Raw genomic sequence first — 14,713 nt, 5'->3', positions numbered from 1 at the left:
TCCGCAGATCGTTAGTTGGCGGGCGCTGCCGCTGGGCCAGCTTCGTCGATCGCAGTGGAGATTTCCCTGAACTTGGTGTCAAGCGAGGTACCGACAAAGCCAGCGCCAACGATGATGGCGACTGCGATGAGGGCGGCGATCAGACCGTATTCGATGGCGGTCGCGCCGGATTCGTCCTTCACAAAACGTGCGATAAGGTTAGACATCGTAAGCTCCTAGCTCCGTGTTACAGCACTTCCGTCAACATTTCTCTTGCCGTCGATCGGATGACTGCAACCTAGCGGGGAGCCCTTGCAATCGGCTTAAGAAACACCCTTACCAATTCCTTTCGGCCGCGGAAGCCTTGATGTGGTTAACCATGGGCTAAGCGCGGAACGGACTTTGCCGATGGCGGGGAACGGCGGCGAACCGCCAGTTGCAACGGTTTTGCACTCCCCCCGGCCGCTTGCCGGCGAAGGCGGGCCGGCACATTCCGCGGCGACCTGGCCATCTCACTTAACCCTTGCTTCACCAAAATCGTTCATCTTCCATTGAACAGTCGACACCGAGCCGTCCGAGAGGCGCCGCAATGGCACAGCCGACATATCTTTTCCTGGGGTCAGCCCTGATCGCGGCAGCCATCGTCGCTCCACAGCAGGCGCATGCCGGCTCGGGCATCGAGGTGACGATGAACCAGGCCAAGATCGTGCGGCTCGCCCGCCCGGCCGACACCATCGTCGTCGGCAATTCGGCCATAGCCGACGCCTCGGTCCAGGATGCCTCGACCATCGTGCTGACCGGCAAGGGCTTCGGAGTGACCAACCTGGTCGTGCTCGACGCCGACGGCAGTCCCATCGTCGATGAACAGGTGACGGTCGTCCGCCAGGCGGCCTCTTCGGTACGTATCTACAGGCGCTCGGAAATCCAGACGCTGTCGTGCACGCCCTATTGCGAAAGCTCGTACAAGAGCGACGCCGAGCGGATGTCCGAGAGCGAGATGAACGCCAGCCAGTAGCGCCGCGGCCCGAATTCCGGGCCTGCAAGGTTAGCGCCGGGTAAAGTCGCGGCTTAAGAATTTCAGCACCATCCAAACCGCGCCTCAACGGCTTTCGTCTATCTTGAGTTCCGGATCATTCGAGACGGTCGGGTACATGGGCAAAGAGCCAGTGGTAGGACAGGATTGCGCGGGGCACGGCAAGCGGGGCCTCTTCGCCCGCTTCCTGCATGAGCGCAGCGGCAGCACGGCGATCGAATTCGTCATGCTGGCGATCCCCTTCTCCATGCTGGTCTTCGCCATCCTCGAAAGCAGCATCGCCTTTGCCGGGCAGCAGGTGCTGGCCAATGCGGCCGACGATGTCGCGCGCCAGCTCCGCACCGGCCAGATCAAGGCCGCGGACGCCACCGAAATCGCTGTCAAGAAGATGATCTGCGACAGGCTCGAGGTCCTCGTCGCCAAGGATTGCCCGGGACTCCTGGTCGACCTGCGCAGCTACAGCACCTTCGCCGACGCGGCGAAGGTCAAGATCAAGCTCACCTCCGACAGGGACATCGACACCACCGGCTTCACCGTCAAGCCGGGGCCGTCGATGTCGAAGAACATGCTGCGCGTGTTCTACAAGTGGCCTGTCATCACCGACTTCATGCGTGCCTCGATGTCCAACCTGAAGGGCGGCAACACGCTGCAGTTCGCGACGGTCACCTGGCAGAACGAACCGTTCAACGACTGAATTCAACCCGTTCGGAACCGGCAGGAGAAGACGCAAGACATGTCTATCAGGGCCGTGGTGCTCTCGATGCTGAAGCGATGGGGCGCCGCTGCGCGGGCGCTGGCCTCCGACAGGCGCGGCATCGCGGCGGTCGAATTCGCCTTCGTCGTGCCGCTGCTCCTGGCGCTCTATTTCGTCACCATGGAAGTCTCCCAGGCGATCGAGACGAACAAGAAGGTGAGCCGCATCGGCTCCATGGTCGCCGACCTCATCACCCAGCAGCAGTCGATCACCAAGTCGGAGATCGACGCCATCATGCAGATCGGCGAGTCGACCCTCCAGCCCTATAACCGCAGCGTCGGCACGATCGTGGTGACGGCAATCGACATCACCACCGACGCCACGCCCAAGGTCCAGGTGGCCTGGTCGCGCAAACTCGTCGACGGCACGGCGGGCGTGGGAGCGCCCAAGGGCACGCCCACCACCGTCCCGGACGCGCTCAAGGTCGCGGGCACCTTCCTCATCCGCGTCGAAAGCGATCTCGCCTACAAGCCGGTGATCACCTGGGCGGCCGAGGACAAGCCGGTGCTCGGCCTTGCAGCCGCCTTCGACGGCATATCCATGAACGAGAGCTACTACCTGCGCCCGCGCATGAGCCAGAGCATCGGCTGCGGCGACTGCTGACGCCTTTCGCCAGTTGCCGCTGACCGGTCGCCGTGCCGGATAATTGCCAAGTTGCGGCCCGCAACTTATGTCTGTCGGGAACATCCCAACCGAGAGCCCGACCGCGATGGCGCGTGCATTTGTCTTCGTCCTGGATTCCTTCGGCATCGGCGGCGCTGCCGACGCGGAGCGTTTCGGCGACGTGGGCGCAGACACGTTCGGGCATATCGCTGCAGCCTGCGCTGTCGGCCGCGGCGACCGCGACGGCCTGCGCGGCGGCCCGCTCGCCCTGCCGCACATGACCGCGCTCGGGCTCGGCCGCGCCGCCGGGCTGGCCACGGGCTTCGAATTCGACGCCTCCGCCGCGCTCAGGCCCGGCGCCTTCTTCGGCGCCGCGCAGGAGGTTTCGAGCGGCAAGGACACGCCTTCGGGCCACTGGGAGATCGCCGGCGTGCCGGCCACTTTCGACTGGGGCTATTTTCCGCAGACCGTGCCCGCCTTCCCCACGGCACTGACCGAGGCGATCGTCCGCGAGGGCAAGGTGCCGGGCATCCTCGGCGATTGCCACGCCTCGGGCACGGAGATCATCGAGCGCTTCGGCGAGGAGCACATCCTGACCGGCAAGCCGATCTGCTACACCTCGGTCGATTCGGTACTGCAGATCGCCGCCCACGAAACCCATTTCGGCCTCGAGCGGCTCTACGCACTCTGCAAGGTGGTGCGCCGCCTCGTCGATCCGCTCAACATCGGCCGCGTCATCGCCCGCCCCTTCGTCGGCGAGACCGTTGCCACATTCGAGCGCACGCCCAACCGCAAGGACTATGCGACACCGCCGCCGGAGCCGACCCTGCTCGACCGGCTGACCGAGCGCGGCAGCAGGGTCATCGCCATCGGCAAGATCGGCGACATCTTCGCCCATCGCGGCATTTCCGAGGTGCGCAAGGGGGTCGGCAACATGGCCATGTTCGACAAGGCGCTCGGCGCGATGGACGACGCCGCGGACGGCGACTTCGTGTTCGCCAACTTCGTCGACTTCGACACCGAGTTCGGCCATCGCCGCGACGTGCCGGGCTATGCCGCAGCCCTCGAGGCCTTCGACAGGCGCGTGCCCGAAGCCCTGGCCAGGCTCGGGCCCGGCGACCTGATGCTCTTCACCGCCGACCATGGCAACGACCCGACCTGGCGTGGCACCGACCACACGCGCGAGCGCATCCCGATCATCGGCATGGCGCCGGGCCTCGCCGGCGGCGATGTCGGGCTGAGGCCCACCTTCGCCGACATCGGCGCCACCGTCGCCGAGCATCTCGGCCTTGCGCCGGGACGCCACGGTACCCCCTTCCTGAGGACGATCGCCGCCCATGCCTGAACTGCCCGAGGTGGAAACCGTCCGGCGCGGCCTGCAGCCGGTGATGGAGGGCGCGCGCATCGAGCGCGTCGAGACGCGGCGCCCCGACTTGCGCTTTCCCTTCCCCGAGCGCTTTTCCGAACGCCTCGCCGGCCGTCGTATCGCCTCGCTCGGCCGACGCGCCAAGTATCTCACGGCCGACATAGACGACGGCCCCACGCTCATCTGCCACCTCGGCATGTCAGGCTCCTTCCGTATCGAAACCGACACGGACGGCTCGACGCCGGGTGCCTTCCATCACGAGCGGCCGAAGGCTGCAGCGCACGACCACGTCGTCTTCCACGTCGCCGACGCCAAGGGTGCACCGGCCCGCGTCATCTTCAACGACCCGCGGCGCTTCGGCTTCATGCTGTTTGCCGAGCGGGACGCAGGCGTCCACCCGATGCTCGCCGGCCTCGGGGTCGAGCCCACCGGCAACAGCCTGGACGGCGACCTCCTGGCGGAACTGTTCCGCGACAAGAAGGCGCCGCTCAAGGCAGCCCTGCTCGACCAGCGCCTGATCGCCGGCCTCGGCAACATCTATGTGTGCGAGGCGCTGTGGCGCGCGGGGCTTGCGCCCACGCGCGCGGCCGGCACCATCGCCGCCACCGGCAAGGTCGCCCGTGAACGCGCCGGCCTGCTCGCCACCTCGATCCGCGAGGTGATCGCCGAAGCGATCGCCGCCGGCGGCTCGTCGCTGCGCGACTATGTCCACACCGACGGCTCGCTCGGCTACTTCCAGCATTCCTTCTCCGTCTACGACCGCGAGGGCGAGGCTTGCGCGCACAGCGGCTGTGCCGGCCATGTCGAGCGGATCGTTCAGAGCGGGCGCTCGACCTTCTATTGCCGTCACTGCCAGCGGTAAGCTAGAGCGGGTATCGAACCCGGTGGCTTCGCAAAGGGAGAGCGGCATGGCCTATGAAACGATCCTCGTGGAAAAGCGCGGCAAGGTCGGGCTGATCACGCTCAACCGGCCCAAGGCGCTCAACGCGCTGAACTCGCAGGTGCTCGGCGAACTTCTCGCCGCGACCGGCGAATTCGAGGCTGACAACGGTGTCGGCGCCGTCGTCATCACCGGCTCGGAAAAGGCCTTCGCCGCCGGCGCCGACATCAAGGAGATGCAGGCCAAGACCTACGTCGACGCCTACATGGAAGACTTCTTCTCCGGCTGGGAGGCCTTCACCCGCAACCGCAAGCCGATGATCGCCGCCGTCGCCGGCTACGCGCTCGGCGGCGGCTGCGAACTGGCCATGATGTGCGACTTCATCATCGCCGCAGACACCGCCAGGTTCGGCCAGCCCGAGATCACGCTCGGCGTCATGCCGGGCATGGGCGGCTCGCAGCGCCTCACCCGCTTCGTCGGCAAGTCGAAGGCGATGGACATGTGCCTGACCGGGCGGATGATGGATGCCGCCGAAGCCGAGCGCTCCGGCCTGGTGTCGCGCGTCGTGCCGGCGGCCGATCTGATCGAGGAGGCGATGAAGGCCGCGACCAAGATCGCCGACTTCTCGCTGCCGGCGGTGATGATGTGCAAGGAAGCGGTCAACCGCTCCTACGAGCTCACGCTCGCCGAAGGGCTGCGTTTCGAGCGCCGCGTCTTCCATTCGATGTTCGCGCTCGAAGACCAGAAGGAAGGCATGGCGGCCTTCGCCGAGAAAAGGTCTGCGAATTTCCGCAACCGCTGATCTGAATCGCGTTGACGCGCCGGGCAAGCTGAACTATAAGCCGCACCAACCGAGGCGGCCTCAGGGACGCCCGAGCAGTTTTTGCGCTCCGCGGGAACCCGCTCGCGCCACCATAGAGATCAACAGAGAGGCACAATGGCCAACACCTCCTCGGCCAAGAAGGCTACCCGCAAGATTGCCGCCCGCACCGCGGTCAACAAGAACCGCCGTTCGCGTGTCCGCACCTACCTTCGCAAGGTCGAGGAAGCCCTGGCTTCCGGCGACAAGGCCGCAGCGCAGGCCGCCTTCATCGCCGCGCAGCCGGAACTGATGCGCGCCGCCACCAAGGGCGTGCTGCACAAGAACACTGCCTCGCGCAAGGTTTCGCGACTGGCACAGCGGGTCAAGGCGCTCTCCGCCTAAGCCCCGCAAGCAATTGGATTTCTGAAGAACCCGGCCTAACCAGCCGGGTTTTTCTATTGCCGAAACGGGCCTGGAAAAGGGGGCCGGAAGAGGCAACTAGATGTGCCGCAATGATACATGAAACTTTGCCGGCATATGCGGTTATTCTTATAAGTACAACCGCCACAGGTGGCTTCGGGCCGGACTCACCGTGACAGAAATTTTCCTTTAAATTCATATACTTGCTAACAGTCATCCACAGGTTGTTCAACCTCGCGCCGGGCTGTGGGGGACAAGTTGGTGTCAAGCGGATTCTTTTAAAAATTTTTCCTGCCGGGCGCGTTTTTTTTCGCTTCCCGCAAAAGGGTTTGAATCACAAGGGCTTTGCTTGCGAAGAGGGTCGGAACGGCCTCTGAATCCGGGCCGGAGCTAACCAGATTCATTAAAAATGGGTTAGACCCGCCCTTGCCGTGTCCACAGCGATTTTTGTAAGGTCTGTCCATCGAAGAGACGGGCACGAAGCCCTCTGCCAAGCCTTAAAAATCGGCGGCGTTCTCGGCGTGGGTAGAATCCGCGATCGGGGGAGGTGTGCCTGCTTCGTAATACTTGGGGTGTGGGGATAAGACATTATGGCGACGAGTAGCGCGCCGGCGTCTTCGCCGGTCGTTAATGTATTTGCCTGTAGCTGCCGCCCCCGCAGCGACAGTCTCCCTGCGCGGCCATAGGCCCTGGGGAGGCACGATTGGGGCTCGGCCGATAGCGGCCTGCTTCCCAGAAGAACTTTCCGGTGGAGGTGCGAGCGGCGCACCCCCGCATGGGCAACGAGGACCGAAGGTTAGGGATCGTAAATATGCAAAGCGGCATCGAAAGCGAAGCAAAAGCGGGCTTTCTTTTTACCGGCGAGCTGATCGAGGGCAATGGAGTGACAGCCGTCAGCGCCGCGGAGAAGATCTTTGACAGGGTCAAGACGCAGCTCCAGGCTCGCCTGGGCAGCGAAGTCTTCTCGAGCTGGTTCGGCCGCATGAAGCTGGCGGAAGCCTCCAAGGGCGTCGTGCGCCTTTCGGTGCCGACCGCCTTTCTGCGCTCCTGGATCAACAGCCACTATCTCGATCTGATTTCCGAGCTCTGGCGCCAGGAAGAGCCCGAGTTGTTGAAGCTCGAGGTCATCATCCGCACCGCGACGACGCGTGCGGCGCGTCCCGCCACCGAAGGCGATGCGGCCGCCCTGCGCAACAAGCCGGTGCGCCAGGCCCAGAGCGCGCTTGCCACCAGTACCGTGGCCGCCGGCCGCGTCGAGCGCCCCGCCCCTGTCCGCAGCGGCGCGGCGGAGCCTGAGTTCAAGCAGAGCGTGCTGGGCTCGCCGCTCGACCCACGCTACACCTTCCAGTCCTTCGTCGAGGGCCCGTCGAACCGGGTGGCGCTCGCTGCGGCCCGCGCGGTGGCGGAATCGAACTCGCGCTTCAACCCGCTGTTCCTCCACGCCACCGTCGGCCTCGGCAAGACCCACCTCCTGCAGGCGATCGCGGCCGAGTCGCTGCGCCAGAATCCGAAGTCGCGCGTCGTCTACCTGACCGCCGAATACTTCATGTGGCGCTTCGCCACCGCCATCCGCGACAACAACGCGCTGACGCTGAAGGAGCAGCTGCGCGACATCGACCTCCTGATCATCGACGACATGCAGTTCCTGCAGGGCAAGTCGATCCAGCACGAGTTCTGCCATCTCATCAACATGCTGCTCGACAGCGCCAAGCAGGTGGTGGTCGCGGCCGACCGTCCGCCGGCGGAGCTGGAATCGCTCGAGCCGCGCGTCCGCTCGCGCCTCAACGGCGGCGTGGCGCTGGAGATGTCGGCACCCGATCTGGCCATGCGCCTGGGCATGATCCAGCTGCGCTATGCCGGCGCGAAGGCCGAGGATCCGAACCTCAACATCGGCGAGGACGTGCTGGCGCATGTCGCGCGCACCGTGACCGGCAGCGGCCGCGAGCTCGAGGGCGCCTTCAACCAGCTGGTCTTCCGCCAGTCCTTCGAGCCGCAGCTGTCGATCGAGCGCATCGACGAGATCCTCGGCCACATCTACCGCACCGGCGAGCCCAAGCGCGTCCGCATCGAAGACATCCAGCGCATCGTCGCCCGCCACTACAACGTGTCGAAGACGGAACTTCTGTCGAACCGCCGCACCCGCACCATCGTCAAGCCGCGCCAGGTCGCCATGTACCTCTCCAAGGTCATGACGCCGCGCTCGCTGCCCGAGATCGGCCGGCGTTTCGGCGGCCGCGACCACACCACGGTGCTGCACGCCGTGCGCAAGATCGAGGACCTGTCGGGCGGCGACAACACGCTGGCGCAGGAGCTCGAGCTGCTGAGGCGGCTGATCAACGACCAGGCCTGATCCCTTGCCGGGGCGGCGCGGCCGCCCCTGCCCGGGACTTATCCCCAACAGCGCCCGCGCCACCGCCCCAAAAGGCTGCGCGGGCTTGCCTTTCCGGGGATTTTACTGTCAGACTCGGCAGAATTCCGATCGTGTTGCGGGCTTTCCCCGGGCGCAGTTCGAGCCCGCGAGCCCGCACCTTCAAATAAGCGAGCCTGTTTCGTCATGCGTGTTATCCTGGAACGCTCCAACCTCTTGAAGTCGCTGAACCACGTGCACCGCGTGGTCGAACGGCGGAACACGATCCCGATCCTGTCCAACGTGCTGTTGCAGGCGGACGGCGCGAGCCTCGAGATGAAGGCGACCGACCTCGACCTCGAGGTCTCGGAAGCCACCCCAGCCAATGTCGAGCGTGCGGGTGCCACCACCGTGCCCGCGCATCTGCTCTACGACATCGTGCGCAAGCTGCCCGACGGCGCCGAGGTGATGCTCAAGACCGACGAGGACGGCAACGCCATGTCGGTGATCTCGGGCCGCTCGAGCTTCCGGCTGCAGTGCCTGCCGCAGTCCGACTTCCCCGAGCTTTCGGCCGGCTCCTTCTCGCACATATTCCGGCTCGACGCCCAGGCGCTCAAGGGCCTGATCGACAAGACCCAGTTCGCCATCTCGACCGAGGAGACGCGCTACTATCTCAACGGCATCTTCCTGCACACGCTGGAAAGCGCCGGCAAGCTGATGCTGCGCGCGGTCGCCACCGACGGCCACCGCCTCGCCCGCGCCGAGGTCGAGGCGCCGGCGGGCTCCGAGGGCATGCCGGGCATCATCATGCCGCGCAAGACGGTCAGCGAGATTCAGAAGCTGCTCGACGCCCCCGACGTGGCGGTGACCACCGAGCTGTCCGACACCAAGATCCGCCTGACCATCGGCAGCGTGATCCTGACCTCGAAGCTGATCGACGGCACCTTCCCGGACTACCAGCGCGTCATCCCGAGCGGCAACGACAAGAAGCTGACCATCGACCGCCAGAGCTTCGCTGCCGCCGTCGACCGCGTCTCCACCATCTCGTCCGAGCGTGGCCGGGCAGTGAAGCTCTCCATCGCCGACGGCCAGGTGACGCTCGCGGTCAACAACCCCGATTCGGGCAGTGCGACGGAAGAACTCGCCGCCGACTACTCCTCGGATCCCATCGAGATCGGCTTCAACGCCAAGTACCTGCTCGACGTCGCCGCCCAGCTTTCAGGCAGCGAGGCGCGCTTCATGCTGGCGGATGCCGGGTCGCCCACGCTCATCCACGACACAGCCGACGAGAACGCTCTCTACGTGCTGATGCCGATGCGCGTGTAGCGCGCAAACGCCCGTGCAGGACCTCGAAACGGGGGAGACGCGGAAACGCATCCCCTCGACGCATATCCGCAAGCTTGTGCTGACGGACTTCCGCAACTACGGCTCGCTCTCGCTCGACCTCAGGCCGGGCGCGGTGGTGTTCACCGGCGAGAACGGCGCGGGCAAGACCAACCTGCTCGAGGCGATATCCTTCCTGACCCCGGGGCGCGGCCTGCGCCGCGCGCCCTACACCGACGTCGCCCGCGAGGGCAGTTCCGGCGCCTTTGCCGTGCATGCGGCGATCGAGAGTCCGCTGGGCGACGTCGAGATCGGCACCGGCACCGCGCCCGAGACCGCGGGTGAAGCCGGCCGGCGCGTGCGCATCAATGGCGCCACCGCCAAGTCCGCCGACGAGATGCTCGAATGGCTGCGCATCGTCTGGCTGACGCCATCGATGGACTCCCTGTTCACCGGCCCCGCCGGTGATCGGCGCCGCTTCCTCGACCGGCTGGTGCTGGCGATCGACCCGGCGCACGGCCAGCGCGCGCTCGACTACGAGAAGGCGATGCGCAGCCGCAACCGCCTGCTCGCCGAGGACCGCCGCGACCGCAGCTGGTTCGAGGCGATCGAGACCCAGATGGCCGAGACAGGGGCAGCGATCGCCGCTGCCCGCGTCGAGATGGTGCGGCTGTTGACGGCCATGATCGGCAAGCTGCCGGAGACCGGCCCCTTCCCGCAGGCAGACCTCGCGCTTTCCGGCACGCTGGAACAGAACATCGGCCAGATGCCGGCGGTGGAACTGGAGGAGCGCTTCCGCCAGGCGCTCGCCGACGGCCGCGAGCGCGACCGGGCCGCCGGCCGCACGCTGGAGGGCCCGCACCGCTCCGACCTCGTGGTCCGCCACCGGCCGAAGGCGATGCCGGCCGAGCTCTGCTCGACCGGCGAGCAGAAGGCGCTGCTGGTCGGCATCGTCGTCTCGCACGCGCGCCTGACCGGTGAGATGGCCGGCGCCTCCCCCATCCTGCTGCTCGACGAGATCGCCGCCCATCTCGACGCCGGCCGGCGGGCAGCACTTTTCGCCATCCTCGAAGACCTCAACTGCCAGGCCTTCATGACCGGCACCGAACCGGCACTGTTTTCGAGCCTCGCCGGCAAGGCTCAGTTCCTGACCGTCGACCACGGCAGCGTGCGGCCTACCGATCTCTGAGGCTGCAGTGCAGCGCCGCAAGACAGCCTGACAAGCCCGGTCCGCGCCTATATGCTCCCGGCCATGAACCAGGCCGCCCCCCTCTCCCCCGAAGAACTCGAACGCTACGCGCGCCACATCGTGCTGCCGGAGATCGGCGGCCCGGGCCAGCAGAAGCTGAAGCGCGCCCGCGTGCTGGTGATCGGCGCCGGCGGGCTCGGCGCGCCGGTGCTCGAATATCTGGCCGCCGCCGGCGTCGGCACGCTCGGCATCGTCGACGACGACCACGTCTCGCTCTCCAACCTGCAGCGGCAGGTGATCCACGACACCCAGTCTGTGGGCCTCTCCAAGGCCGAGAGCGCCGCCGCCGCCGTCGCGCGCATCAATCCGCATGTGGCGGTCGAACTGCACCAGCTGCGCCTGACCGAGGCCAATGCCGGCGAACTCGTTTCCGCCTATGACCTCGTCATCGACGGCTCCGACAATTTCGAGACGCGCTATGCGGTGGCGGATGCCTGTGCCGCCCGCGAGCGGCCGCTGGTGCATGCCGCGGTCGGCCGCTTCGACGGCTCGATCACCGTGCTGAAGCCGTTCGAGACCGCCCCCGACGGCCGCCGCAACCCTTCCTATCGCGACCTTTTCCCCGAGCCGCCGCCGCCGGGCCTGGTGCCCTCCTGCGCGGTGGCCGGCGTGCTCGGCGCGCTGACCGGCGTGATGGGCACGCTGCAGGCGATGGAGGCGATCAAGCTCATCACCGGCATCGGCGAGCCGCTGGTCGGCCGCCTGCTGCTCTACGATGCGCTCGGCGCCCGCTTCGACACGGTGCGCTACAAGGCGTCCTGAGCATGGCCGACGTGACCATTTCCCGCCTCCCCGAGGACTTTTCGGCCTGGGACGAGTTGCTCGGCCTCATCAGGCGCTGCTTCGCCTACATGGACGGGGTCATCGACCCGCCGTCCTCGGCGCACAAGCTCACGCCCGAGGGCCTGCGCCGGAAGGCGGGGCAAGAAACCTGCTTCATCGCCACTGCCGACGGCCGCCTCGCCGGCTGCATCTTCGTCGCCGAACGGACCGACGCCTTCTATGTCGGCAAGCTCGCCGTCGACGAGCGCGCGCGCGGCGCGGGCCTCGGCCGGGGGCTGATGCAGGCGGCCGAGCGCCACGCCATCGAGCACGGCAAGCCGGTGCTCGAACTTCAGGCGCGAATCGAACTCGTGGCCAACCACGCCACCTTCGCCCGGCTCGGCTTCGTCGAGGTCGAGCGCACGGCGCATGAAGGCTACGACCGGCCGACCTCGCTCACGCTGCGCAAGCGTCTCGCCTGAGCCTCGGCCTCGCAGCGAGATAGCAGCCTATACCCTGACGAAGGTCAGGTAGGCCGGCACGCGGTTCTCGCGGATGGCCTTGGCCTCGTAGCGGGTGCGGGTCCAGCCGTCATAGGGCCTGTGCCAGTCCTGGGCGTCGGCCGCCTGCCAACCGAAGCCCGGATGGGCGCGGCAGTGCAACAGCGTCCAGTTGACATAGGTGTCGATGTCGGAGGCGAAGCGGAATTTTCCGCCGCGCTTCAGCACGCGGGCGAAGCGGTCGAGATTGGCCGGGCTGACGAAGCGCCGCTTCCAGTGCTTCTTCTTCGGCCAGGGATCGGGGTAGAACAGGTCGATGCCGTCGAGCGACGCCTCCGGCAGCCAGTCGAGCAGCTGCGTGGCGTCTTCGTCGTAGAGGCGGATGTTGAGCTGGAGGTGCTCGTCGAGCGCCGCCGTCATCTTGGCCATGCCATTGACGAAGGGCTCGACGCCGATGAAGCCGGCGTCGGGCGTGCTGGCGGCGATGTGGCGAAGGTGCTCGCCGGCGCCGAAACCGATCTCGAGCCGGACCTTGGTGACCGGCGCCTCGAACAGCGTGGTCAGGTCGGCGGGGGCCGGCGTTGCGAGGTCGAGGCCGAAGCGGGCGAGCCCCTTTTCAAGGGCGGCCGCCTGGTGCGGGCGGACAGGTTTCCCGCGCCGCCGGCCGAAGAAGGCTTCGCTCGTGCGGCTGCGGCGCGGTTCCTGTTCCATCGACAAACGCCGGTCGCCTCAGGCGGCGACAGCTTCCTTGCTTGCGACGGCGTCCTTGATCGCCTTGACCAGATCGGTCTTCTCCCAGGAGAAGGATCCGTCGCGGCCGGCCTTGCGGCCGAAATGGCCGTAGGACGATGTCTTGGCGTAGATCGGCTTGTTGAGGTCGAGGTGGCGGCGGATGCCCGACGGCGACAGGTCCATGACCTCGCGCAGGGCTTCCTCGATCGCTGCCTCCGACACCTTGCCGGTGCCGTGCAGGTCGACATAGACCGACAGCGGCTGGGCCACGCCGATGGCGTAGGAGAGCTGGATGGTGCAGCGGTCGGCGAGCCTGGCGGCAACCACGTTCTTGGCGAGGTAGCGCGCCGCATAGGCGGCCGAGCGGTCGACCTTGGTGGTGTCCTTGCCCGAGAAAGCGCCGCCGCCGTGCGGAGCCGCACCGCCGTAGGTGTCGACGATGATCTTGCGGCCGGTGAGGCCTGCGTCGCCGTCGGGGCCGCCGATCACGAACTTGCCGGTCGGGTTGATGTACCAGTTGCAGTCCTTGGCGATCTCGAGGTCGCCGAGTGCCTCGCGGATGTAGGGCTCGACCACCTTGCGCACCTTGGCCGAATCCCAGCTGTCGTCGAGATGCTGTGTCGACAGCACGATCTGGGTGACGTCATGGGCCTTGCCGTCGCGGTAGCGCACGGTGACCTGGCTCTTGGCGTCCGGGCCGAGCTTGCCGGCGTCGCCCTTGCCCTCATGACGGGCGGCGGCGAGCAGCTCGAGGATCTTGTGGCTGTAGTAGATCGGCGCCGGCATCAGGTCCGGCGTCTCGCGGCAAGCATAGCCGAACATGATGCCCTGGTCGCCCGCGCCTTCTTCGCCCTGGCGGTCGGCGGCGTTATCGACGCCCTGGCCGATGTCGGGCGACTGGCCGTGCAGCAGCACGTCGATCTTGGCGGTCTTCCAGTGGAAGCCGGCCTGCTCGTAGCCGATGGCGCGGATGGCCTTGCGGGCCACGGCCTTGAACTTGGACGGATTGACGACCGGGTGGCCGGCGGCGTCCTTGACGATCTCGCCGTTCTTGTCCTTCTTGAGCAGCGTGTCGGGCACGCGAACCTCGCCGGCGATCACGACGCGGTTGGTCGTCGCGAGCGTTTCGCAGGCGACGCGGACCTTCCACGGATCCATGCCAGTCTTCTTGGCTTCTCGGTAAACGAGATCGACGATCTCGTCGGAAATGCGGTCGCACACCTTGTCGGGGTGACCTTCGGATACGGATTCGGACGTGAAGAGATAGTTCTGCCGCGACACGGGATGTCCCCTCTTGGAAAGCGGCCGGCGCGATGCCGACCTTTTGGCGCGGCCATGTGTTAGCGAAGCCTGCCGGAACTCGTCAAGCAGGCTTTTCGCCACGTAAGGCAGGTTGTTGCAAATGCGTTGCGACGGCGCATCGCCGCCGCACGGTGTCACTGCTCGTCGTCGTCGGCCAGGACCTTGGCCAGTTCGATGACCTTGCGCCGGACTTTCGGGTTGGAAATGCGGGCAAAGGCACGGTTGAGCTGGAGGCCCTCGGCGCTCGAAAGGAAATCGACCACGAAGCTGGTGGATGCATCCTCGGCCAGCCCCCTGTGCTCGGTGCCTTCCTGGCCAGGGGCATCCTCGAAGAAGAATGCGACCGGCACGCCGAGGATCGAAGCTATGGCCTGGAGGCGGCTTGCTCCTACTCGATTCGTGCCTTTTTCATACTTCTGGATCTGCTGGAAGGTAATTCCCAGGCTTTCGCCCAGCTTCTCTTGGCTCATTCCTAACATATTGCGTCGCAGGCGAATTCGTCCACCGACGTGAACGTCGGTAGGGTTTGGTTTTTTCTTGTTTTCTTTTTCCACTGTCTTTCCTCGCCGGATTATTCCAGCATTATTATTGGGCAGATGCCCGTTTCAGGGCCGGTTGATCTTTCGGATACCGATGCCGACCGGAACGGCCTGAAGCCGCG

The 14,713-nt window shown here is 66.2% G+C and carries 16 protein-coding genes; 12 read left to right on the top strand and 4 right to left on the bottom strand.

The annotated features are described in order from the left end of the window. Positions 1–11 precede the first annotated feature (11 nt). A complete protein-coding gene (locus J2X50_RS21850) occupies positions 12–206 on the bottom strand; it encodes a Flp family type IVb pilin (RefSeq protein WP_429098008.1) in 195 nt (64 codons plus the stop codon). A 362-nt stretch (positions 207–568) separates the two neighbouring features. Between J2X50_RS21850 and J2X50_RS21845 the strand changes: the two genes are divergently transcribed. The 12 genes from J2X50_RS21845 to J2X50_RS21790 all read left to right on the top strand — a co-directional run bounded on the left by J2X50_RS21845 (position 569) and on the right by J2X50_RS21790 (position 12,000). Continuing rightward, the gene (locus J2X50_RS21845; protein WP_429098006.1) at positions 569–994 is read left to right on the top strand and encodes a pilus assembly protein N-terminal domain-containing protein; all 426 of its coding nucleotides are present in this window, start codon (positions 569–571) and stop codon (positions 992–994) included. Positions 995–1,130: 136 nt separating this feature from the next. Then, positions 1,131–1,706 (top strand): TadE/TadG family type IV pilus assembly protein, encoded by a 576-nt coding sequence (locus tag J2X50_RS21840; protein ID WP_429098005.1) that lies wholly within the window; start codon positions 1,131–1,133, stop codon positions 1,704–1,706. 39 nt (positions 1,707–1,745) lie between these two features. Further along, positions 1,746–2,369, top strand: coding sequence for a TadE/TadG family type IV pilus assembly protein (locus J2X50_RS21835; RefSeq protein ID WP_429098003.1), 624 nt, complete (start codon positions 1,746–1,748; stop codon positions 2,367–2,369). Between the two features lie 106 nt (positions 2,370–2,475). Further along, positions 2,476–3,714, top strand: coding sequence for a phosphopentomutase (locus J2X50_RS21830; protein ID WP_429098001.1), 1,239 nt, complete (start codon positions 2,476–2,478; stop codon positions 3,712–3,714). After that, complete coding sequence (mutM, locus tag J2X50_RS21825) at positions 3,707–4,597, top strand: bifunctional DNA-formamidopyrimidine glycosylase/DNA-(apurinic or apyrimidinic site) lyase (protein WP_429098000.1); 891 nt, start codon at positions 3,707–3,709, stop codon at positions 4,595–4,597. Before J2X50_RS21830 ends, mutM begins: the two co-directional genes overlap by 8 nt. Positions 4,598–4,643: 46 nt before the next feature. After that, a complete protein-coding gene (locus J2X50_RS21820; protein ID WP_429097999.1) occupies positions 4,644–5,417 on the top strand; it encodes an enoyl-CoA hydratase in 774 nt (257 codons plus the stop codon). Positions 5,418–5,552: 135 nt separating this feature from the next. Next, the gene (gene rpsT / locus J2X50_RS21815) at positions 5,553–5,819 is read left to right on the top strand and encodes a 30S ribosomal protein S20 (RefSeq protein ID WP_340036100.1); all 267 of its coding nucleotides are present in this window, start codon (positions 5,553–5,555) and stop codon (positions 5,817–5,819) included. 829 nt (positions 5,820–6,648) lie between these two features. After that, positions 6,649–8,187 carry a chromosomal replication initiator protein DnaA gene (gene dnaA / locus J2X50_RS21810; RefSeq protein WP_429097998.1) on the top strand — a complete coding sequence of 513 codons (1,539 nt, stop codon included), beginning with the start codon at positions 6,649–6,651 and terminating at the stop codon, positions 8,185–8,187. Positions 8,188–8,391: 204 nt separating this feature from the next. Continuing rightward, positions 8,392–9,510 (top strand): DNA polymerase III subunit beta, encoded by a 1,119-nt coding sequence (dnaN, locus tag J2X50_RS21805; RefSeq protein WP_429097997.1) that lies wholly within the window; start codon positions 8,392–8,394, stop codon positions 9,508–9,510. 49 nt (positions 9,511–9,559) lie between these two features. Further along, positions 9,560–10,696: a DNA replication/repair protein RecF gene (gene recF / locus J2X50_RS21800; protein ID WP_429098057.1), complete on the top strand. Its 1,137-nt coding sequence runs from the start codon at positions 9,560–9,562 to the stop codon at positions 10,694–10,696. A gap of 63 nt (positions 10,697–10,759) precedes the next feature. Then, complete coding sequence (locus J2X50_RS21795; protein ID WP_429097996.1) at positions 10,760–11,518, top strand: molybdopterin-synthase adenylyltransferase MoeB; 759 nt, start codon at positions 10,760–10,762, stop codon at positions 11,516–11,518. Between the two features lie 2 nt (positions 11,519–11,520). Next, a complete protein-coding gene (locus J2X50_RS21790) occupies positions 11,521–12,000 on the top strand; it encodes a GNAT family N-acetyltransferase (protein ID WP_429097995.1) in 480 nt (159 codons plus the stop codon). A 27-nt stretch (positions 12,001–12,027) separates the two neighbouring features. On the opposite strand, the gene trmB is transcribed toward J2X50_RS21790, so the two are convergent. From trmB to J2X50_RS21775, 3 genes are all read right to left on the bottom strand, one after another. Next, positions 12,028–12,729 carry a tRNA (guanine(46)-N(7))-methyltransferase TrmB gene (gene trmB / locus J2X50_RS21785; protein WP_429097994.1) on the bottom strand — a complete coding sequence of 234 codons (702 nt, stop codon included), beginning with the start codon at positions 12,727–12,729 and terminating at the stop codon, positions 12,028–12,030. An 18-nt stretch (positions 12,730–12,747) separates the two neighbouring features. Beyond that, complete coding sequence (gene metK, locus J2X50_RS21780; protein WP_429097993.1) at positions 12,748–14,031, bottom strand: methionine adenosyltransferase; 1,284 nt, start codon at positions 14,029–14,031, stop codon at positions 12,748–12,750. A gap of 155 nt (positions 14,032–14,186) precedes the next feature. Continuing rightward, the gene (locus tag J2X50_RS21775) at positions 14,187–14,606 is read right to left on the bottom strand and encodes a helix-turn-helix domain-containing protein (RefSeq protein ID WP_347967358.1); all 420 of its coding nucleotides are present in this window, start codon (positions 14,604–14,606) and stop codon (positions 14,187–14,189) included. Positions 14,607–14,713 lie beyond the last annotated feature (107 nt).

The sequence above is a fragment of the Aminobacter sp. BE322 genome (assembly GCF_050433525.1).
Lineage (GTDB): Bacteria > Pseudomonadota > Alphaproteobacteria > Rhizobiales > Rhizobiaceae > Aminobacter.
This window is presented reverse-complemented; position numbering and strand designations above follow the sequence as displayed.